The sequence below is a fragment of the Pseudoclavibacter sp. RFBA6 genome (assembly GCF_002931575.1).
Classification (GTDB): domain Bacteria; phylum Actinomycetota; class Actinomycetes; order Actinomycetales; family Microbacteriaceae; genus Pseudoclavibacter; species Pseudoclavibacter terrae.
Window position 1 is genome coordinate 368127 of the sequence record NZ_PSUA01000010.1, and the last position, 20711, is coordinate 388837.

Genomic DNA, 20711 nt, shown 5'->3' on the forward strand with positions numbered 1-20711 from the left:
TGGGTGCGCCGATCCACCCATCTTCTCGGAGAGACATTGCCTTCAGCAGACTCGTTCGCCCACCTCCACGTCCATAGCGAGTACTCGATGCTCGACGGAGCGGCCCGGATCGGCGAACTCATGAAGGCCGCCGTCGAGCAGGGCATGCCCGCCGTGGCGATGACCGACCACGGGAACGTGTTCGGGGCGTACGAGTTCGCGAAGGCCGCGAAAGAGCACGGCATCAAGCCGATCATCGGTACCGAGGCGTACCTGACTCCGGGAACGCACCGCGGTGACCGCACTCGTGTGAAGTGGGGCAACGGCGGGGGAGACGACGTCTCCGGCTCCGGTGCCTACACGCACATCACGATGCTCAGCGAGACGACGCAGGGCATGCACAACCTCTTCCGCCTCTCCAGTCGGGCCTCCATGGAGGGGTACTACTTCAAGCCGCGCATGGACCGCGAGCTGCTCAACACGTACTCGAAGGGACTCATCGCGACGACCGGATGCCCCTCGGGCGAGGTTCAGACGCGGCTTCGGCTCGGGCAGTACAACGAGGCGCGTGCGGCAGCCGCCGAGTTCCGCGACATCTTCGGGGCGGAGAACTACTTCTGCGAGATCATGGACCACGGCATCGACATCGAGCGCCGCGTCATGCCGGACCTGCTGAAGCTCGCTAAGGACCTCGGCCTTCCCCTGGTCGCGACCAACGACCTGCACTACACGCACTCGCACGACGCTGACAGCCACTCCGCGCTCCTGTGCGTGCAATCCGGGTCGACGATGGACGACCCGAACCGGTTCCAGTTCTCCGGCACCGGCTACTACCTGAAGTCGGCAGCCGAGATGCGAGCCATCTTCCGCGATCACCCTGAGGCGTGCGACAACACGCTGCTGATCGCCGAACGCTGCTCAGCCGAGTTCGATGAGAACGCGAACTACATGCCCCGCTTCCCCGTGCCGGAGGGCGAGACGGAGAGCACCTGGTTCATTAAGGAGATCGACGCGGGTCTCGACAAGCGGTACCCGGCCGGGGTCCCGAGCGACGTCCGCAACCAGGCGGACTACGAGATCGGCGTCATCAACCAGATGGGCTTCCCTGGATACTTCCTGGTCGTCGCCGACTTCATCAACTGGGCGAAGGACAACGGCATCCGCGTCGGGCCAGGTCGCGGTTCCGGTGCAGGGTCCATGGTGGCCTACGCCATGGGCATCACCGACCTCGACCCGCTGCGGCACGGCCTCATCTTCGAGCGCTTCCTCAACCCGGACCGAGTCTCGATGCCCGACTTCGACGTCGACTTCGATGATCGCCGCAGGTCGGAGGTCATCCGGTACGTCACTGGGAAGTACGGCTCGGAGCGCGTCGCCCAGATCGTCACCTACGGCACGATCAAGGCCAAGCAGGCGCTCAAGGATGCCTCGCGCGTGCTCGGATACCCGTTCTCCATGGGCGACCAGCTCACGAAGGCCATGCCTCCCGCCGTCATGGGCAAGGACATCCCCCTCAGCGGGATCTTCGACAAGGAGCACAAGCGCTACTCGGAGGCCGCCGAGATGCGCGCCTTCATCGAGAGCAACCCGGACGCGAAGAAGGTGTTCGACACCGCGAGCGGCCTCGAGAACCTGAAGCGCCAGTGGGGCGTGCACGCGGCTGGCGTCATCATGTCGAGCGACCCGCTCATCGACATCATCCCGATCATGAAGCGGGAGCAGGACGGCCAGATCGTCACCCAGTTCGACTATCCGGCGAGCGAGTCCCTCGGGCTCATCAAGATGGACTTCCTCGGACTGCGCAACCTCACCATCGTGAGCGACGCGGTGGTCAACATCAAGGCGAACCGCGGCATCGATCTCGTCCTCGAGGACCTCGAACTGGACGACGTCGGCGCCTACGAGCTGCTGACGCGCGGTGACACGCTCGGGGTCTTCCAGCTCGACGGTGGGCCCATGCGCTCCCTGCTCCGCCTCCTCAAGCCCGACAACTTCGAGGACATCTCCGCGGTCATCGCGCTGTACCGTCCCGGGCCGATGGGGGCCAACTCCCACATCAACTACGCGCTGCGCAAGAACGGCGAGCAGGAGATCACGCCGATCCACCCGCAACTCGAGGAGCCGCTCCAGGAGATCCTCTCGACCAGCTACGGCCTGATCATCTATCAGGAGCAGGTCATGGCCATCGCGCAGAAGGTCGCCGGATTCTCGCTCGGCCAGGCCGACATCCTTCGCCGCGCCATGGGCAAGAAGAAGAAGTCGGAGCTGGACAAGCAGTTCGCCGGCTTCCAGGGCGGAATGCACGCCAATGGCTACTCCGACGAAGCCGTGAAGATGCTCTGGGACATCCTGCTCCCGTTCTCCGACTACGCCTTCAACAAGGCACACTCGGCCGCCTACGGCGTCGTCTCCTACTGGACCGCGTATCTGAAGGCGCACTTCCCCGCCGAGTACATGGCGGCGCTGCTCACGAGCGTCGGCGACTCGCGCGACAAGCTGGCGATGTACCTCAACGAGTGCCGCCGCATGGGCATCACGGTGCTCGCCCCCGACGTCAACGAGTCCTTCGTCAACTTCACCGCGGTGGGGGAGGACATCCGCTTCGGTCTCGGCGCCGTGAGGAACGTGGGAGCCAACGTCGTCGAGGAGATCCAGAAGGCGCGCGAGTCGAAGACCGCATTCGTCTCGTTCCATGACTTCCTGAAGAAGGTGCCGACGACGGTCGCCAACAAGCGCACCGTGGAGTCGCTCATCAAGGCCGGCGCCTTCGACTCCCTCGGCAACACTCGCCGAGCCCTCGTCGAGGTGCACGAGAACGCCATCGACGTCGCGGTGTCGCGCAAGCGGAACGAAGCGCACGGGCAGGTCGACCTCTTCGCGGGTCTCGACGAGTTCGAAGCCGAGGAGGACGACGTTCCCGTCCGCCCCGAGTTCAATCGCCGCGACAAGCTCGCCTTCGAACGGGACATGCTCGGGCTCTACGTCTCCGACCACCCGCTTGCGGGGCTCGAGCGAGAGCTCGCGAAGCTCGCCACCACGAGCATCCTCGATCTGACGCAGGCCGAGCACCTGGAGGACGGGCAGCAGGTCACGATCGCTGGTCTCATCACGAGCGTGCAGCATCGGGTGGCCCGGAACTCGGGCAATCCGTACGGGATGATCGAGGTCGAGGACTTCGGCGGCACCATGACCGTCATGTTCATGGGCAAGACATACCAGGAGTTCCAGACACAGCTCCAAGGCGATGTCATCGTGGCCGTCAAGGGTCGCGTGTCGAAGCGAGACGATGGCATGAACCTGCACGCGCAGGGCCTCACGCTGCCGAAGATCGCAGCGGCCGAGGACGCGGGCACGCTCACGCTCACCATCCCGGACACTCGGGCGACGGAGCCGGTGGTGGATGCACTCGGCAAGGTGCTCCGCCGGCATTCGGGCGAGAGCGAGGTCCGGCTCAGGCTGCGCACCCCCGGGGTCGTGCGCCGCTTCGAGCTCCCTCACCGGGTGCGCATCACGCAGGACCTGTACGGGGAGCTGAAGGCGCTGCTCGGGCCGAGCTGCCTCGAGTAGCGGGCGGCAGGGCCGCTCCGCTCACGAGGCGACGGTGCTCGCTCGCCGCTTGACTACGATGGAGACACCATGATGCAACTCATCGATCTGCGTGGTTCTGCGCTCAGCGCCTCCGAGCTTCGGAACATCCTCCCTCGTGCCGAGCTGGACGTCGGGCGTGCCCTCGGCACGGCTGCCGAGCTCATCTCGGCGGTCCGCGACGACGGAGCCACCGCGCTCCGTGAGCAGGCGGTGCGCCTCGACGGTGTCGATCCACCGCACCTGCGGGTCCCGCAGGAGGCGATCGACGAAGCGGCGGCGAGTCTCGAACCCCGGGTGCGTGCTGGCCTGGAGGCCATGATCGAGCGTGTTCGTGCTGGCTCGGCCGCGCAGGTCCCCGACCCCAGGGTCACGACGCTCGGTGACGGCGCCGTCGTCGAGCTCCGCTGGCACCCCGTGGCGCGTGTCGGCCTCTACGTACCTGGCGGGAAAGCCGTCTACCCATCGAGCGTCGTCATGAACGTCTGCGCCGCGATGGCGGCGGGCGTCTCCTCGATCGCGATCGCGTCGCCGCCGCAGCGGGACTTCGGTGGGGGCGTGCACCCCACGATCCTCGGTGCGGCTGGGCTCCTCGGCGTCACCGAGGTCTACGCCATGGGCGGGGCGGGCGCCATCGGCGCGCTGGCGCACGGCGTCTCCGACATCGGCCTCGAACCGGTCGAGGTCATCACCGGCCCGGGCAACGTGTACGTCGCCGCAGCGAAGCGCATCGTGCAGTCGTTCGTCGGCATCGACTCAGAGGCGGGCCCGACGGAGATCCTCGTGATCGCAGACGACTCCGGAGACGCGGACCACGTCGCCGCGGACCTCGTGAGTCAGGCCGAGCACGACGAGCTCGCGTCGGCGCTCCTCGTCACCCCCGACGCGGAATGGGCGAGGCGTGTGCTCGAGCGCGTCGAGGTCAGAGCGGCAGCGACCAAGCACGCCGAGCGCGTGCGCGTCTCCCTCGGTGGACGCCAGTCCGCCGTCATCCTCGTCGACGACCTCGCCGCGGCAGCCAGGGTGTCGAACGCCTACGCGCCCGAGCACCTCGAGGTGCAGACTCGTGAGCCAGAGGCGGTGCTCGCGATGCTCCACAACGCTGGAGCCATCTTCATGGGCGCCAACTCGCCGGTGAGCCTCGGCGACTACCTCGCTGGCTCCAACCACGTGCTGCCGACGGGCGGCCAGGCGGCGCACACGCCCGGTCTCGGCGCGCACACGTTCCTCCGCCCGCAGCAGATCATCCGATACGACCGGGAAGCCCTGCGCGCCGTGAGCGAGCACGTCGTGGCGCTCGCAGACGCCGAGGACCTGCCGGCGCACGGTGAAGCAGTGACGGCGAGGTTCAGCTGATGCACTGCCCGTTCTGCCGCCACCCAGACTCACGGGTCATCGACTCGCGAACCAGCGACGACGGCTTCGCGATCCGTCGAAGGAGGCAGTGCCCGGAATGCGGGCGCCGATTCTCCACGACCGAGACGGCGAGCCTCACGGTCATCAAGCGCAACGGCGTCGTCGAGTCGTTCTCACGCGACAAGGTCGTGGCCGGTGTCCGCAAGGCATGCCAGGGGCGACCCGTGACCGACACCGACCTGGCGCTCCTCGCGCAGCGCGTGGAAGAGAGCATCCGCGCGACCGGGGCCTCGCAGATCGAAGCCAACGACATCGGCCTGGCCATCCTGCCGCCGCTGCGTGAGCTGGACGACGTCGCCTACCTTCGGTTCGCGAGCGTCTACCAGGGCTTCGCCGGCCTCGATGACTTCCGGGCGGCCATCGATCGAATGCACGAGGACGGCATCAGAGCGCAGTACGCCACCGAGACCGCCGACGGCGAGTCGACCGTCAAGGGGGAGACCCGATGAGCGCCGCCTACCGTCTGCTGTTCCGTCACGTCCTGTCGAAGATGGATCCGGAACGCGCGCACGCATTCGCGTCCGGGGTCATCAGGGCGCTCGGTCGGCGCGGCCCGGCTGCACTGATCTCGCCGTTCGGAGCGCCTGCCGAATCGCTTGCCGTCGAGGCGATGGGCCTCCGCTTCGCGTCGCCGTTCGGCCTCGCGGCCGGTTTCGACAAGGACGCCGAGGACATCGACGGCCTCGCTGCGCTGGGCTTCGGCCACGTCGAGGTCGGCACCGTGACGCCCCGCCCGCAGCCAGGCAACCCAGGGCCGCGGCTCTTCCGGCTCGTCGCTGACGGCGCGCTCATCAACCGCATGGGCTTCAACAACCGCGGTGCCGAGCTCGCAGCCGCCAACATCGCGGCTCGTCGCAACCGCTCCGTCATCGTCGGCGTCAACATCGGCAAGAACAAGACGACCGAGGCCGACGACGCGCACCTCGACTACGCGGCCGCCGCCACGGCCGTCAAGGAGGTCGCGGACTATCTCGTCGTGAACGTCTCCTCGCCGAACACCCCGGGGCTGCGCAGTCTGCAGTCCCTCGAGTCCCTGACGCCGATCCTGCGCGCGGCCCGAGACGCCGCACCAGGCGTTCCTCTGCTCGTCAAGATCGCCCCTGATCTCGACGATGACGAGATCAGGGAGGTCACGCAGCTCGCCATCGACGAGGGTCTGGCCGGCATCATCGCGGCCAACACGACGATCTCGCGCTCGGGCCTGCGCACGTCCGCCCGCGTCGTGGAGGCGTTCGGCGCTGGAGGCCTATCCGGTCGTCCGCTCACCGAGCGCTCACGCGAGGTCCTGCGGGTCGTCAAGGAGACGTCCGGGGACAGGCTGTGCATCATCTCCGTCGGAGGGGTCACGGACGCGGCCGAGGTTCGCCGACGCCTCGACGCAGGCGCGACGCTCGTCCAGGGCTACACCGAGTTCCTCTACTCCGGTCCCACCTGGGCGGCCAGCATCAATCGCGGACTCGCCCGCCTCGCACGCTGATCGACGCTTCCGCGCGAAGGTCTCATTTCGGGCACCATCTCGGATTCCCAGCCGCCTGACACCTTCTGGCCACCCCGCGGGTCTACATTGTGAAGCAGCGAAGGCCCGAGCGGAATACCGTTCGGGCCTTCGAGTTTTCCTGACGCGAGCCGGTCGGGCCCCGCTGGATGACTATTTGCCGGTGAACTCGATCTTCGCGCCGCGCTTGACCTGCGACTTCGGCATGCGCATGACTCGCAGCTGCAGGCAGCGGGCGATCGTACCGATCATGATGCCCTTCTCGACCTTGTCCTTGCCGACGACCGCGGCGATGCGACGCTTGATCATGTTGGCGACCATCACGGCCTCGAGGATGCACACGGCGAGGAACGCCCAGATGAAGCTCATCGCCCAGATGCCGACGGACTGGCTCGGGATGAACGTCGCGAAGATCACGAGGAACATCATCGGCAGGAGGAGCTCGCCGATCGAGTACCTCGCGTCGATGTAATTGCGCATGAAGCGCTTCTGCGGACCGCGCTCGGTCGGACGGAGGTAGCGGTCGTCGCCCTTGGCGAGCCCCTCACGTGCCTTGGCCTGCTCGATTCGGACCTTCGCCTGCATCTCGCGCTTGGCCTGCTTGCGGTCCTCAGGGACGAGGGGACGCAGGTTCTGCGCTTCGCGCTCGCGCCTCGTGGGGGTCGGCTGCTGCTTCTTCGCCGGAGACTTCGCGGGAAGCGATGCTGTCTCGGCGCTCTTGGACTCGTGCTTCGACATGATGCCTCTCAAGAACTCTGGTGTGATTTAGCCTAACCGCTATGACTCTCCCCGAAGCCCCACTCGATGCACACGATCAGGAACAGCGACTTCTCGAAGCGGTCGAGGACCGCTTTCCCGCCACGATCGCCCGACTTTCCGGCCTCGTCCGCATCCCGTCCGTCTCCTGGGACGCCTTCGACCGAGTGCACGTGCAGCGCAGCGCCGAACGCACGGCGGAGCTGCTGCGCGAGCTCGAGCTGTTCGATGCCGTCGAGATCGAGGGCGTCGAGACGTCCGACGGCTACACGGGCCAGCCCGCTGTGATCGCGACGAGACAGGCCGAGCCCGGCCAGCCCACCGTCCTCCTGTACGCGCACCACGACGTGCAACCCCAGGGGAGTGCCGACGACTGGAGGACCCCGCCGTTCGAGCCGACCCTCCGCGATGGTCGCCTCTACGGACGCGGTGCGAGTGACGACAAGGCGGGAATCATGACGCACATCGCGGCCCTCGAGGCGCTCGGCACGGCCACGTCCGGGAGGCCAAGGATCGGGCTCTCCGTGTTCATCGAGGGCGAGGAGGAGAACGGTTCCCGCAGCTTCTCGGACTTCCTCGCCAAGCACAGGGCAGCGCTCGGCGCCGACGCGATCATCGTCGCCGACAGCGACAACCCCTCGACGACGACTCCCGGACTGACCGTCTCCCTCCGCGGCAACGTGACCATGAAGGTCACCGTTCGAACGCTCGGGCACGCCTCCCACTCCGGAATGCTCGGGGGTGCCGTGCCGGATGCGATGCTCGCGGCCGTCCGTCTGCTCGACACGCTCTGGGACGCGGACGGCGCGGTCGCCGTCGCAGGCCTCGGCACGCGCAGCGGGGGGCTCGCAGGCGGGGACGAGGCGGATATCCGGCGCGACGCGGAACTCCTCGACGGGGTCATGACGATCGGTCGGGGGAGTGTTCACGACCGCCTCTGGAACCAGCCTGCCATCACGATCACCGGCATCGACGCGCCGAGCGTCGCTGAAGCGTCCAACACGCTCCTGCCCGTCGTGTCGGTCCGCCTGTCGGCCCGCATCGCCCCCGGCGACGACGCAGCCGAGGCGTACGCGGCACTCGAGCGCCACCTGACCGAGCACGCCCCCTTCGGAGCGCGCATCGAGATCACCCAGCCAGACGTCGGGCAGCCGTTCCTCGTCGACACCGCGGGACCCGCGGTCGGCCTCATGAAGTCCGCGATGCGCGATGGGTGGGGTGTGGACGCCGCCGAGACGGGCATCGGCGGGTCGATCCCATTCATCGCCGCGCTCGCCGAGGTGTACCCGGACGCCGAGATCCTCGTGACTGGAGTGGAGGACCCGGCCACGATGGCGCACAGCCCCAATGAGTCGCAGGACCTCGGCGTGCTGCGTCGCGCGATCTCGGCTGAGGGGCTCTTCCTCCTGCGCTTCGCGCGGCCGGACACCGACGTCAGCTGATGCGATTCCGGCTGAGGAGGAATACCCTGGAGCCATACGCCGTTACTGATGTGAAGAGCGCGGGAGCAGGTCGTCCCGCCCAGCAGCACGAGGAGAATCCATGAGCGCAGTTCTTGAAGGCATCACCGTGAGCGAGGCCACGCACTCCGTGACCCTGACCCAGGCGGCACTTGACAAGATCAAGAACCTGATCGGCCAGGAGAGCGAGGGTGGCCTGCGACTGCGTATCGCCGTCCAGCCGGGAGGATGCTCCGGCTTGATCTACCAGCTGTTCTTCGACGAGCGCATCCTCGATGGCGACGCGACGGTCGACTTCGACGGTGTCGAAGTCATCGTCGATCCGATGAGCGTTCCCTACCTTGACAACGCGAAGATCGACTTCGAGGACACGATCCAGAAGCAGGGCTTCACGATCGACAACCCGAGTGCGCAGGGTTCCTGTGCTTGTGGCGACTCCTTCCACTGACTCGACACGCGGGGCTCACCCCCGCGACACACCCGAAACGGCGCGGTCTCTGACCGCGCCGTTTTGTCGTCCCCGCGCGCCCCGGGTCATCGACCCTCCCGATTCGCACTAGACTGACAGCAACCTGTATGCGTCACCTCGAAAGGTTTGCCGTGCGAGACACCCGCCGCGTGAAGTGGTTCGCCGCTCCGATTGCAGCAGCCCTGATTCTGATCCTGGCTGGCTGCACGTCGCAAGAACTACGGGGCTACATGCCCGGTGACCCCGGTGTCACCAACCATTCCGACGCCTTCACGAACTTCTGGGTGAACTCCTGGATCATCCTCCTCGTCGTGGGAGGGATCACCTGGGGTCTCATCATCTGGGCGTCAGTTCTGTTCCGCCGCCGCAAGGGCGAGAAGGGCCTGCCGGCGCAGCTGCGCTACCACATGCCCATCGAGATCCTCTTCACCGTGGTCCCGGTCATCCTCGTCGCCGGCTTCTTCGCCTTCACCGTGCGCGAGGAGGCCCCGGTCGTCTCCAACTTCGCCGAAGAAGAGCAGGACGTCAAGATCGAGGTCTACGGCAAGCAGTGGGCGTGGGACTTCAACTACCTGCCCACGAGCAACACCGAGTACGACTCCGGTGTCTACTACGAGGGCATCCAGGCGCAGGAGATCCGCGAGCCGTCCGAGGGCGGCGAGCGCGGCGCCGCCACCGGAGAGATCGACGAGGCTGCACTGCCGAAGCTCGTCCTTCCGGTCGGCGCGAACGTCACGCTCGACATCAAGTCGCGCGACGTCATCCACTCCTTCTGGATCGTCGACTTCCACTACAAGATCGACAACATCCCCGGCCACACCAACACCATGTCGTTCGTGCCAGAACGTGAAGGCACGTACATGGGCAAGTGCGCCGAGCTCTGCGGCGAGTACCACTCGATGATGCTCTTCCAGGTCGAGGTCGTCTCGCAGGCCGAGTACAACGCCTACATCGCCGAGCTTCGCGCGGCGGGCAACGTCGGCTCCCACGGAGACGACTACAACCGCAACCAGAACCTTCCGGGCACTGATGTTCCCGAGTTCAACCACGAGTCGGAATAGGGGCGACGAATATGACGTCAACGCTGAACCGTCCAGGCATCACCCCGGTCTCTGAGGCGACCACCGCCCCCAGCAGCTCTGTCGAGCGCAAGGGCAATGTCCTCGTTTCCTGGATCACCTCGACGGACCACAAGACCATCGGGTACATGTACCTGATCTCCAGCTTCGTCTGGTTCTGCATCGGTGGTGTGATGGCGCTGGTCATCCGCACCCAGCTCTTCGAGCCGGGAATGGAGATCATCGACACCAAAGAGCAGTACAACCAGCTCTTCACCATGCACGGCACGATCATGCTGCTCATGTTCGGGACGCCGCTGTTCTCCGGCTTCGCGAACGTGCTCGTGCCCCTGCAGATCGGCACGGCCGACGTCGCCTTCCCGCGACTCAACGCCTTCGCTTTCTGGCTCTTCACCTTCGGGGCGCTCATCGCCGTCGGCGGCTTCCTCACGCCGGGAGGTGCGGCATCGTTCGGCTGGACGGCCTACGTCCCCTTGTCGACGACCACCTATTCCCCTGGCGTCGGTGGCAATCTGTGGGTGGCGGGGCTCGCGGCGACCGGCTTCGCGACGATCTTCGGTGCCGTGAACTTCATCACGACGATCATCACGATGCGCGCGCCTGGCATGACGATGTGGCGCATGCCGATCTTCACCTGGAACGCGATGATCACGTCCATCCTCGTGCTGTTCGCCTTCCCCGTCCTCGCGGCTGCGTGGTTCGGCCTCCTCATGGACCGCGTATTCCTCACGCATATCTACGACGTCGAGGCCGGTGGTGCGATCCTCTATCAGCACCTGTTCTGGTTCTTCGGCCATCCAGAGGTCTACGTGCTCGCCCTGCCGTTCTTCGGCATCGTCTCCGAGATCTTCCCGGCCTTCAGCAGGAAGCCGATCTTCGGCTACAAGACCCTCGTGTACGCGACGATCGCGATCGCCGCCCTGTCAGCGTCCGTGTGGGCGCACCACATGTACGTGACCGGTACCGTACTGCTGCCGTTCTTCGCGCTCATGACGATGCTGATCGCCGTGCCGACGGGAGTGAAGATCTTCAACTGGATCGGCACCCTCTGGCGGGGATCGGTGACGTTCGAGACCCCCATGCTGTTCTCGCTCGGCTTCCTGGTCACGTTCGTCTTCGGCGGTCTGACCGGTGTCATCCTGGCCTCGCCGATGCTCGACTTCCACGTGTCCGACACCTACTTCGTCGTGGCGCACTTCCACTACGTGGTCTTCGGAACGATCGTGTTCGCGATGTTCGCCGGCGCCTTCTTCTGGTGGCCGAAGTGGACCGGCAAGATGCTCAACGAGCGTCTCGGCAAGATCCAGTTCTGGTTGCTGTTCATCGGCTTCCACATGACGTTCCTCATCCAGCACTGGCTCGGTGTGATGGGCATGCCGCGCAGGTACGCCACGTACCAGCCCGAGGACAACTTCACGTGGATGAACCAGCTGTCGACGATCGGCGCGTTCGTGCTCGCCATCTCGCTGCTGCCGTTCTTCCTGAACATCTTCATCACGGCGCGCAACGCGCCGAAGGTCACGGTCGACGACCCGTGGGGCTACGGCTCCTCGCTCGAGTGGGCGACCAGCTGCCCGCCGCCGCGACACAACTTCACGTCCATCCCGCGCATCCGCTCGGAGCGCCCCGCGTTCGACCTCAACCACCCCGAGGTCGCACCACACGGATACCGTGACCTGACGCCCGTCAACGACAAGATCGGAGAACGAGAGTGAAGACCTCAGCCCGCCTCCTCTGGGTCCTCGCCGTCTTCTACGCGGTTGTGACCGTCATCTATGTCCTCTGGACTCGTGCGGCTCTCGGGCACTACGAGTGGGTCGGCATCGTCGCACTGGCGCTGTCTGGTCTGTTCGTGGCGTTCGTCGCGTTCTACCTGGGCAGCTCAGCGAAGCCGTTCCGCGTGCACGTCCTCCCCGAGGACCGTCTCGACGGAGAGATCGCCGACGCCGACCCCGAGCTCGGGTTCTTCCCGCCGCAGAGCTGGTGGCCGTTCGTGCTGGCACTCGCCGTGGGACTGATCTTCCTCGGCCTCTCGATCGGCGGATGGTGGTTCGCGTACTTCGCGGCGCCGCTGTTCATCATCGCGATCGTCGGGTGGGTGTTCGAGTACTACCGCGGACGCTACGCCCACTAGGCACGTCCGAACGCTTCTGGCCCGCCCCTCTCACGAGGGGCGGGCCTTTCGCATGCGGCGGATCGGTGCGTGCTGCGCTCGGTGCGTGCGCGGCCAGCCGGGTCCCACAAGGCCGGGAAGGCGTGATCACGTGCTGGTGCTGGTGCTGGTGTTGCTCCTGGCCGGGGCCGGGGCGACATGGGCCCGGTGTGGGCGTTGTATGCCGGAGGCTCTTCGCTTCGTGAGTCCTCTGCAGGCGCTACGTCTCCGCGGGAGCCGGGACTCTCGCGGCGCAGAAGGGGCTGCGCGAGACGATGACGATCGGCAGTGTGCGCGTGCATGGCGTCTGCTCGGCCCATCACGAGTCATCGGCGGGCCTCACGCACGCGCGCTGGGGTGTCCGCGACCCCGAGGTACGAGGGGGAGGGGAGACAGGCACTCATCGTCCGAGGGCCGCAGACTTCGCTCACTGGGACCACGCGCGTCTCGGCCTGGAGGATCGGCGCGGACGAGCGGGTTCAGACGGGCTGAACCCCTCGCTAGTGATGATGCGTAGTCCTGGACTCCGCGGGCGCAGCACGAAGAATGTCGTAGTCGCGCCCTGGAGGGGCCGAGCGCTGGACCCGGTGGCGAGAACAAATAGTCCCGCTCTGCACGCTGTGCTGCCTCGTCCGGCTGGTCTATACACCACTGATGGGCGAGCCCGGGTGTTCGAGATCCAGTCCTCAGCGGCTGCGTGCGCGTCCATGACACGCGCCTGCTCGGACCAGTGAGAAGACTCGAGAGGTCTGACACTTGCCGGCACGGCAGTCGACCGACCAGACGAGCGGGTCTCGTCACGTGACACCCGCGGGGACGACAGAGCGCACTCCGTGTGGACCGCCGCGCATCGGAGCCCAACGCACACCACAGGACGACGGCTCCTCACCGCGCCTGGCGCGGTCGAGACACGACCCAATCCGGCGCAGCGCCGGTCCGGCGACAGGGGGGGGGGGGGAGCAGTTGCGGTTCTCATCTGCTCGGAGAGACGACTACAAGTGGGGCCTGGGACGCTGAACCATCGTCCCGGGTCGTTTCCGCCCGCCAGGGTGTGGCCTGCAACGGGGGCACTGCAGCGCCTCGCTGATCGCACCCATGCACCCGATCGTTCGCGAGCCTGAGGCTCGACAGCCGGGACGAGAATGGGGCTGCCAGACCGCTTGCGCGGGCCTGACAGCCCCATCTGCAACCCAGGAGGGCGCGGGACTTGCCTACGACCTAGTGGTGGCCGTGGTGTGCCTGCTCGAGCTCGCCCTTGGCGACGGGCTCGACACGGTCCTCGAAGAACCACCGCGACAGAGCGGCACGCACTCGCATGGGCGCCGTGATCTTCCCATCCGCGTTCGGACGGAGCATGATCGGTGCCTGCTCGTTGTAGGAGACCAGCTCCCAGCGGTCGTACTTGTCGAGGGGAACTTCGACTTCCACGAACTCGCCGTGGGGAAGTCGGAGCACGCGTCCCGACTCGACACCGTGGAGTGCGAGCGAACGGTCCCGCTTCTGCAGGCCGATGCAGATTCGCTTCGTCGCGATGTACGCGATGATCGGTCCGAGGATGAGCATCACCTGGAGGAAGTGGATGACGTGTTCCATGGCCAGGTGGAAGTGCGTCGCCATGAGGTCCGAGCTGGCTGCCGCCCACATGACCGCGTAGAACGTGACGCCGGCGGCACCGATAGCGGTGCGGGTCGGCGCGTTGCGCGGACGGTCGAGCAGGTGGTGCTCGCGCTTGTCACCCGTGATCCAGGCCTCGATGAAGGGGTACACGACGACCAGCACGATGAAGATGCCGATGACGATCAGCGGTGTGAGGATCGCGAACGACCACGTGTGGTTGAACCAGTACACCTCCCAGCCCGGTGGGATGAGGCGGAGCATTCCGTCGGCGAACCCGATGTACCAGTCAGGCTGAGTTCCAGCAGACACGGGGGACGGGTCGTACGGGCCGTAGTTCCACACCGGGTTGATCGAGAAGAACGACGCGATCAGGAAGATGAGGCCGAAGATGAGGAAGAAGAACCCTCCAGCCTTCCCAGCGAAGACCGGGAGGACCGGGTTTCCGACGACGTTGCCGTTCGTGCGGCCGGGTCCAGGCCACTGGGTGTGCTTGTTGATCACCATGAGGGCAAGGTGCAGCGCGATGAACAGGATGACCATCGCGGGCAGGATCATGATGTGCAGCGAGTAGAGACGGCCGACGATCTCGGTGCCGGGGAACTCGCCGCCAAAGAACAAGAACGAGACCCACGTTCCGACGAGCGGGATGCCCTTCATGATGCCGTCGATGATGCGCAGGCCGTTGCCGGAGAGCAGGTCGTCGGGAAGCGAGTAGCCCGTGAAGCCCTCAGCCATCGCGAGGATGAAGAGCACGAAGCCGACGACCCAGTTGAGCTCACGGGGCTTGCGGAACGCGCCGGTGAAGAAGACGCGCAGCATGTGCAGGCCGATGGAGGCCACGAACAGCAGGGCCGCCCAGTGGTGCACCTGGCGCATGAGGAGGCCACCGCGGATGTCGAACGAGATGTCGAGCGTGGATGCCATCGCGGCCGACATGCCCATGCCCTTGAGCGGCAGGTAGGAGCCTTCATATTCGACGTGCGCCATCGATGGGTCGAAGAAGAACGTCAGGAACGTGCCAGAGAGCAGGATGACGACGAAGCTGTAGAGCGCGATCTCGCCGAGCATGAAGGACCAGTGGTCCGGGAAGATCTTGCGCCCGAACTCCTTGACCGCACCCGAGATCGTGGTGCGCTCGTCGAGGTAGTTGGCGGCGCCGGCGATGAAGCCGCCTTCGCGGACCGGAGCTTTATACGTTGTAGTCATGGCGTCGCTCCCAGAAGCTCGGTCCGACAGGTTCGGTGAAGTCGCTCTGCGCGATCAGGTAGCCCTCGTCGTCGACGGCGATCGGCAGCTGCGGGAGCGGACGACCAGCGGGTCCGAAGATGACCTCGCAGTGGTTCTTGACGTCGAACTGCGACTGGTGGCAGGGGCAGAGCAGGTGGTGCGTCTGCTGCTCGTACAGAGCAACAGGGCAGCCGACGTGCGTGCAGACCTTGGAGTAGGCGACGATGCCGTCGTACGACCAGCCTGCACGGTCTTCGCGCTCGTTGAGCTGGTCTGCGGGGAGACGCATCAGGAGGACGACGGCCTTGGCCTTCTCTTCGAGCAGGTGGTGCTCGAGGTCGATGAGGCCGTCCGGGATCACGTGGAACGCGGAGCCGTACGTGACGTCGGCCGCGCGGATCGGGGTGCCCGTAGGGTCGCGGACGAGACGCGTTCCTTCTTCCCACATGGTGTGTGAGAGGGACTCGACCGGGTCCGGGTTGTTTCCGTTGTAGAGGTCACGGAAGAGGACGATGCCTGGAAGCGGCATGGCGACGAGCGCACCGATGAGCGAGTTGCGGAACAGCTTGCGGCGGCTGAAGCCGGATTCCTCGTTGGCCTGCGCGAAGATCTCGACTGCGCGCGAGCGCGTCGCGGGCGACCCCTTGCCCGGGTGGCGTGCCTCTGCCATCTCGTGGTCGGCCATGAGGTACTTCGACCAGGCGACCGTGCCGATGCCGATAGCGAGCATCGCGAGGGCGATGCCGATGCCGAGGAACATGTTGTTCGCACGCACCGTGGAGATGTCCTCGCGGCTGATCGGCCACACGAAGTAGGCGACGACAGCGAAGATGCTGGCGAGCGCCGAAAAGACGAAGAGCGCGACGAGGAGGCGCTCGGTGCGCTTCGCCTGTGCGGGGTCTACGTCGGTGATCCGGTCGCGGTGCGCCGGCATGCCAGGGTTCTCGAAGCCGTCCTTGGGAAGGATCGCGGTCCCGATGTGAGGCGCCCGCTCCGACGAAGGAGCAGTGCGAAGCTCTCCGCCGTGTTCGCCATCAGCCATGGTGATCCCTTTCTGGGTGTGTCTGTTCAGCTGCAGTATGTCTTGGATGCCTGTGCCAGGCCTCAGCCGGCACTAGTTCGGTCGAGTGGCGATCCAGACCGCCATGGCGACGCCGGCACCGATGCCGAAGATCCAGATGAAGAGGCCTTCGGAGACGGGTCCGAGCGAGCCGAGGCTGTTGCCGCCGATCGTGCCGGTGACCTCGGTCTGCCAGCGGATGGCCGTGATGATGTCGGCCTTGTCCTGGGGGGTGAGGTTCGCGTCGTTGAACACGGGCATGTTCTGCGGACCGGTGATCATGGCCTCGTAGAGGTGCACCGGCTCGACGGTCATGAGCTCGGGAGCGAACTTGCCTTCGGTCAGGGCACCGCCCGCGCCGGCCACGTTGTGGCACATGGCGCAGTTGATGCGGAAGAGCTCCGCTCCTCGTGCCGCGTCGCCGTCGGCCTGCAGGTACTGCTCGTCGGGGACAGCGGGACCTGGGGCCAGCGATGCCACGTAGTCAGCGAGGTCGCTGATGCCCTGCTCGTCGAACTGGACGGGCTTCGCGGGCGCCTGGGCGGCGTTCGCCTGCATCGGCATGCGTCCGGTGCCGACCTGGAAGTCGACGGCGGCCGCTCCGACGCCGATGAGGCTCGGCCCGTTCTCGGTGCCGGCGGCGTTCATGCCGTGGCAGGTCGCGCAGTTCGCGCCGAAGAGCGCAGCGCCGTTCTCGATGTCGCTCGCCGCGGCGGGGGCGGCACCCTGTGCTGCGGCTGCCGTCGTGGCGGAGTCGATCGCCGTGTACGCGCCTCCGGTGAGAAGGAGGCCGGCTCCGAGGAGTGCGGCGGTGGCGAGGGGGGTGCGGCGGCGTGCCGTCTTGCGGGTCGCCGTCTTCGCAGTCCGTGGTTTGGTCGTTCGGAACATTTGGGTGTTCTCCAGGATCGGGCTACGAGAAGTAGGGCAGCAGGTAGATGACGAAGAAGAGGGCAACCCAGACCACGTCGACGAAGTGCCAGTAGTAGGAGATGCCCAGCGCGCTGCTGACCTCACGGGTGCCCATGCGCCTGGCCGAGTACATGCGGCCGATGACGAGGAGGAACGTGACGAGTCCGCCGGTCACGTGCAGGCCGTGGAAGCCGGTCGTCATGTAGAAGGCGCTCGTGTACGCGTTGAGGTTGAGGACGTAGCCCTCGCTGACGAGCGTGGCGTACTCCCAGACCTGGCCCGCGACGAAGATGCCGCCGAGGAGGACCGTGAGGTAGAACCATTCGATGGCACCCCAGTGCTTGGGGCTCTTGCCGGTCGCACGCGCCTGCTCGCGCTCGGCCGCGAACGTGCCGAACTGGCACGTGAACGACGAGCTCACGAGGATGAGCGTGTTGATGGTCGCGAAGGGGACGTTCAGCACGCTGTGGCCTTCGGCGAACTGCTCCGGCGCCATCGAGCGCAGGGTGAAGAAGATCGCGAAGAGCCCAGCGAAGAACATCACTTCGCTCCCAAGCCAAACGATGACGCCGATGGCAGTCGTATTGGGGCGATGGACCGTGTGCACGGCCTGAGCGGAGGTTGCAGCAGTCACCTGACCATTATGACCGATTTCCCAGGCTCCCGAGACAAGGCGGCCCCGACCGGCGGGTCGCGTCCGATTAGGTGTGCCTGGGTGGTGGACGACTATCGTTTCCTGCATGACTTCGACCGAGACCTGGCCCGGACTGCTCGAGAAGCTGCTTGGCGGTGAGGACCTGAGCGTCGCGCAGGCGACGTGGGCGATGCGCCAGGTGATGGCGGGTGAGGTGAGCGAGGCTCGGCTCGCGGCGTTCCTCGTGGCGCTCCGTGCGAAGGGGGAGACGGTCGAGGAGGTCGTCGGCTTCCGGGACGCGATCCTCGAGCACGCGGTGCCCCTCGATGTGCCTCCGATGGCGCTCGACATCGTCGGCACCGGCGGAGACATGGTCGGAACCGTCAACGTGTCGACCATGTCGTCCATGGTCTGCGCCGGTGCCGGGGTGCCGGTCGTGAAGCACGGTGGCGGTGCGTCCAGCGCGAAGTCGGGTTCGAGCGACGTCCTCTCGGCGCTCGGCGCCGTGCACACGGCCGACCCGGTCCGCGTGAAGCGGATCTTCGAGGAGGTCGGCCTGACGTTCGTGTACGCGGCGCAGTTCCATCCTGGATTCGGGCACGCGCGCAAGGTGCGCGGCGAGCTCGGGGTCCCCACCGTGTTCAACCTGCTCGGCCCGCTCACGAACCCCGCACGACCGGAGGCGTCGGCGGTCGGCGTGGCGCGCCAGGCCGCGATCCCTCTCATCACGGGCGTGTTCCGCACGCGTGGTGCGACGGCACTCGTGTTCCGAGGCGACGATGGGCTCGACGAGCTGAGCGTCACGGGATACAGCCACATCTGGGAGGTCTCGAACGGCGCGATCACGGAGCACGACCTCCACCCCCGCGATGTCGGCCTCGGCACGTACGACATGCACGAGCTCCTCGGCGGCATGCCAGAGGAGAACGCGGGGATCGCCCGCGACGTCCTGTCCGGGAAGCGGCACGGTGCCGTCCGTGACATCGTGCTGCTCAACGCCGCCGCTGGCCTCGTCGCCTACGACCTCGCCCAGAATCCCGAGGCGGCGGAGCGGCCCCTTCGGGAGCGGCTGTCGGCCAGGATCGTGGACGCAGCGGCGAGCATCGACAGCGGGCGGGCGATCGAGACGCTCGACGCCTGGGTCGCCGCGACACGCTCCGCCTGACCGGACGAGGGTCAGGACCACTGAGAACGGCCGAGGCCCTCAGCAGATGCTGCTGAGGGCCTCGGCCGTGTTGGCTGTGCCTCGTGGGCTACGAGACGTCCTCATCGACCCAGTCGAGGGTCTTCGAGACGGCCTTCTTCCAGTTGCGGTAGAGACGCTCGCGCTCTTCTTCCGGCATCTGCGGGGTCCAGCGCTTGTCCTCCTGCCAGTTGGCGGAGACCTCGTCGAGGTCCTTCCAGAACCCGACTGCGAGACCGGCCGCGTAGGCGGCGCCGAGCGCCGTGGTCTCCGTGACGACAGGGCGAACGACGTCGGTGTTGAGGATGTCGGCCTGGAACTGCATGAGCGTGTCGTTGGCGACCATGCCGCCGTCGACCTTGAGCTCGGCGAGGGGCACACCGGAGTCGGCGTTCGACGCCTCGAGGACGTCGCGCGTCTGGTACGCCGTGGACTCGAGAGCCGCTCGCGCGATGTGGTTCTTGTTCACGAAGCGCGTCAGGCCGACGATGGCGCCGCGTGCATCCGGTCGCCAGTACGGCGCGAAGAGGCCCGAGAACGCGGGGACGATGTACGTTCCGCCGTTGTCCTCGACCTTGCTCGCCAGTTCTTCGATCTCCGGGGCCGAGCTGATGAGCCCCAGGTTGTCGCGCAGCCACTGCACCAGCGAGCCGGTCACGGCGATGGAGCCCTCGAGTGCGTAGACGGGAGCCGCGTCGCCGAGCTTGTAGCAGAGCGTCGTGAGGAGCCCGTTCTCGGACTTCACGATCTTCTCGCCGGTGTTGTAGATGAGGAAGGATCCAGTGCCGTACGTGTTCTTGGCCTCGCCCGACGTGAAGGCCGTCTGCCCGAACGTCGCCGCCTGCTGGTCGCCGAGGATGCCGGAGATCGGCACCTCGCGGAGGAGCGACTGCGTGCTCGCGTGGCCGTAGATCTCGGACGATGACTTGATCTCGGGGAGCATCGAAGCCGGAACGCCGAAGGCGTCCAGGATCGACTGGTCCCAGGCGAGCGTCTCGAGGTCCATGAAGAGCGTCCGGGAGGCATTCGTGACGTCGGTGACGTGCACTCCGCCGTTGACGCCGCCCGTCAGGTTCCACAGGACCCAGCTGTCGGTCGTGCCGAAGATGAGGTCGCCCGCCTCGGCCCGCTCTCGCGCTCCTTCGACGTTCTCGAGGATCCAGACGATCTTGGTGCCGGAGAAGTAGGTGGCGAGGGGGAGACCGACGGTGTCCTTGAAGCGCTCGACTCCGCCGTCGGCGGCCAGGCGGTCCACGATGGCTTGAGTGCGGGTGTCCTGCCAGACGATGGCGTTGTAGACCGGCTCGCCCGTGGTCTTGTCCCAGACCACGGCCGTCTCGCGCTGGTTCGTGATTCCGATCGTGGCGATGTCGTGGCGAGTGATGTTCGCCTTCGAGAGCGCCTGGCCGATGACCTCTCGCGTGTTGTTCCAGATCTCCTTCGGGTCGTGTTCGACCCAGCCGGCCTGCGGGAAGATCTGCTCGTGCTCGAGCTGACCCGTGGACACGATCGACCCGGAGTGGTCGAAGACGATGGCTCGAGAGGAGGTGGTGCCCTGGTCGATGGCGATGACGTACTTGCTCACGGAATGACTCCCTTGTCAGAGATGGTGATGTGCCAGTGGTGGTGACAGCGATGCCGGTCTGGCGCGAGCATCGCGGGTGGTGTCATGCAGACAGTTTCGGGGCCG

Annotated in this window: 16 protein-coding genes; 10 read left to right on the forward strand and 6 right to left on the reverse strand. The window is 66.4% G+C overall.

What is annotated here, in order from left to right:
• Nucleotides 1-36 precede the first annotated feature (36 nt).
• The 4 genes from dnaE to C5C17_RS08030 all read left to right on the forward strand — a co-directional run bounded on the left by dnaE (nt 37) and on the right by C5C17_RS08030 (nt 6457).
• Entirely contained in the window at nt 37-3546 is a 3510-nt protein-coding gene (dnaE, locus tag C5C17_RS08015; protein WP_104252840.1) for a DNA polymerase III subunit alpha, read from the forward strand.
• 69 nt (nt 3547-3615) lie between these two features.
• On the forward strand, nt 3616-4920 hold the full coding sequence (gene hisD / locus C5C17_RS08020; protein WP_104252841.1) for a histidinol dehydrogenase: 1305 nt from the start codon (nt 3616-3618) through the stop codon (nt 4918-4920).
• Complete coding sequence (gene nrdR / locus C5C17_RS08025) at nt 4920-5429, forward strand: transcriptional regulator NrdR (protein WP_104252842.1); 510 nt, start codon at nt 4920-4922, stop codon at nt 5427-5429. The genes hisD and nrdR overlap by 1 nt, the downstream gene beginning before the upstream one ends.
• Entirely contained in the window at nt 5426-6457 is a 1032-nt protein-coding gene (locus C5C17_RS08030) for a quinone-dependent dihydroorotate dehydrogenase (protein ID WP_104252843.1), read from the forward strand. The genes nrdR and C5C17_RS08030 overlap by 4 nt, the downstream gene beginning before the upstream one ends.
• 171 nt (nt 6458-6628) lie before the next feature.
• On the opposite strand, the gene C5C17_RS08035 is transcribed toward C5C17_RS08030, so the two are convergent.
• Entirely contained in the window at nt 6629-7213 is a 585-nt protein-coding gene (locus tag C5C17_RS08035; protein WP_104252844.1) for a DUF3043 domain-containing protein, read from the reverse strand.
• A 41-nt stretch (nt 7214-7254) separates the two neighbouring features.
• On the opposite strand from C5C17_RS08035, the gene C5C17_RS08040 reads away from it, so the two are divergent.
• The 5 genes from C5C17_RS08040 to C5C17_RS08060 all read left to right on the forward strand — a co-directional run bounded on the left by C5C17_RS08040 (nt 7255) and on the right by C5C17_RS08060 (nt 12373).
• Nucleotides 7255-8673, forward strand: a complete 1419-nt coding sequence (locus tag C5C17_RS08040) for a dipeptidase (RefSeq protein WP_104252845.1) — start codon at nt 7255-7257, stop codon at nt 8671-8673.
• Between the two features lie 100 nt (nt 8674-8773).
• The gene (locus C5C17_RS08045; RefSeq protein ID WP_068476349.1) at nt 8774-9139 is read left to right on the forward strand and encodes an iron-sulfur cluster assembly accessory protein; all 366 of its coding nucleotides are present in this window, start codon (nt 8774-8776) and stop codon (nt 9137-9139) included.
• A gap of 128 nt (nt 9140-9267) precedes the next feature.
• Nucleotides 9268-10221 (forward strand): cytochrome c oxidase subunit II, encoded by a 954-nt coding sequence (gene coxB / locus C5C17_RS08050; protein ID WP_104252846.1) that lies wholly within the window; start codon nt 9268-9270, stop codon nt 10219-10221.
• Nucleotides 10222-10232: 11 nt separating this feature from the next.
• Nucleotides 10233-11954: a cytochrome c oxidase subunit I gene (ctaD, locus tag C5C17_RS08055; protein WP_104252847.1), complete on the forward strand. Its 1722-nt coding sequence runs from the start codon at nt 10233-10235 to the stop codon at nt 11952-11954.
• Nucleotides 11951-12373 carry a cytochrome c oxidase subunit 4 gene (locus C5C17_RS08060; RefSeq protein ID WP_104252848.1) on the forward strand — a complete coding sequence of 141 codons (423 nt, stop codon included), beginning with the start codon at nt 11951-11953 and terminating at the stop codon, nt 12371-12373. The genes ctaD and C5C17_RS08060 overlap by 4 nt, the downstream gene beginning before the upstream one ends.
• A gap of 1236 nt (nt 12374-13609) precedes the next feature.
• On the opposite strand, the gene C5C17_RS08065 is transcribed toward C5C17_RS08060, so the two are convergent.
• From C5C17_RS08065 to C5C17_RS08080, 4 genes are all read right to left on the reverse strand, one after another.
• On the reverse strand, nt 13610-15214 hold the full coding sequence (locus tag C5C17_RS08065) for a cytochrome bc complex cytochrome b subunit (RefSeq protein WP_104252849.1): 1605 nt from the start codon (nt 15212-15214) through the stop codon (nt 13610-13612).
• Nucleotides 15198-16277 carry a ubiquinol-cytochrome c reductase iron-sulfur subunit gene (locus tag C5C17_RS08070; RefSeq protein ID WP_104252850.1) on the reverse strand — a complete coding sequence of 360 codons (1080 nt, stop codon included), beginning with the start codon at nt 16275-16277 and terminating at the stop codon, nt 15198-15200. The genes C5C17_RS08065 and C5C17_RS08070 overlap by 17 nt, the downstream gene beginning before the upstream one ends.
• 72 nt (nt 16278-16349) lie before the next feature.
• A complete protein-coding gene (locus C5C17_RS08075) occupies nt 16350-17183 on the reverse strand; it encodes a c-type cytochrome (protein ID WP_104252851.1) in 834 nt (277 codons plus the stop codon).
• Between the two features lie 22 nt (nt 17184-17205).
• Nucleotides 17206-17838: a heme-copper oxidase subunit III gene (locus tag C5C17_RS08080; RefSeq protein WP_211890514.1), complete on the reverse strand. Its 633-nt coding sequence runs from the start codon at nt 17836-17838 to the stop codon at nt 17206-17208.
• Between the two features lie 106 nt (nt 17839-17944).
• Here C5C17_RS08080 and trpD point away from each other — a divergent pair, with 106 nt between their 5' ends.
• Nucleotides 17945-19003 carry an anthranilate phosphoribosyltransferase gene (trpD, locus tag C5C17_RS08085; protein ID WP_104252853.1) on the forward strand — a complete coding sequence of 353 codons (1059 nt, stop codon included), beginning with the start codon at nt 17945-17947 and terminating at the stop codon, nt 19001-19003.
• Between the two features lie 88 nt (nt 19004-19091).
• On the opposite strand, the gene glpK is transcribed toward trpD, so the two are convergent.
• Nucleotides 19092-20606, reverse strand: a complete 1515-nt coding sequence (gene glpK, locus C5C17_RS08090) for a glycerol kinase GlpK (RefSeq protein WP_104252854.1) — start codon at nt 20604-20606, stop codon at nt 19092-19094.
• Nucleotides 20607-20711 lie beyond the last annotated feature (105 nt).

Excerpts from the sequence above, each read along its gene's own strand:
- C5C17_RS08040 (WP_104252845.1), top strand. The coding sequence starts at position 7,255 with ATGACTCTCCCCGAAGCCCCACTCGATGCACACGATCAGGAACAGCGA.
- C5C17_RS08035 (WP_104252844.1), bottom strand. The coding sequence starts at position 7,213 with ATGTCGAAGCACGAGTCCAAGAGCGCCGAGACAGCATCGCTTCCCGCG.
- C5C17_RS08065 (WP_104252849.1), bottom strand. The coding sequence starts at position 15,214 with ATGACTACAACGTATAAAGCTCCGGTCCGCGAAGGCGGCTTCATCGCC.
- C5C17_RS08070 (WP_104252850.1), bottom strand. The coding sequence starts at position 16,277 with ATGGCTGATGGCGAACACGGCGGAGAGCTTCGCACTGCTCCTTCGTCG.
- coxB (WP_104252846.1), top strand. The coding sequence starts at position 9,268 with ATGCGTCACCTCGAAAGGTTTGCCGTGCGAGACACCCGCCGCGTGAAG.
- trpD (WP_104252853.1), top strand. The coding sequence starts at position 17,945 with ATGACTTCGACCGAGACCTGGCCCGGACTGCTCGAGAAGCTGCTTGGC.
- C5C17_RS08075 (WP_104252851.1), bottom strand. The coding sequence starts at position 17,183 with ATGTTCCGAACGACCAAACCACGGACTGCGAAGACGGCGACCCGCAAG.
- hisD (WP_104252841.1), top strand. The coding sequence starts at position 3,616 with ATGATGCAACTCATCGATCTGCGTGGTTCTGCGCTCAGCGCCTCCGAG.
- C5C17_RS08030 (WP_104252843.1), top strand. The coding sequence starts at position 5,426 with ATGAGCGCCGCCTACCGTCTGCTGTTCCGTCACGTCCTGTCGAAGATG.
- ctaD (WP_104252847.1), top strand. The coding sequence starts at position 10,233 with ATGACGTCAACGCTGAACCGTCCAGGCATCACCCCGGTCTCTGAGGCG.
- C5C17_RS08045 (WP_068476349.1), top strand. The coding sequence starts at position 8,774 with ATGAGCGCAGTTCTTGAAGGCATCACCGTGAGCGAGGCCACGCACTCC.
- nrdR (WP_104252842.1), top strand. The coding sequence starts at position 4,920 with ATGCACTGCCCGTTCTGCCGCCACCCAGACTCACGGGTCATCGACTCG.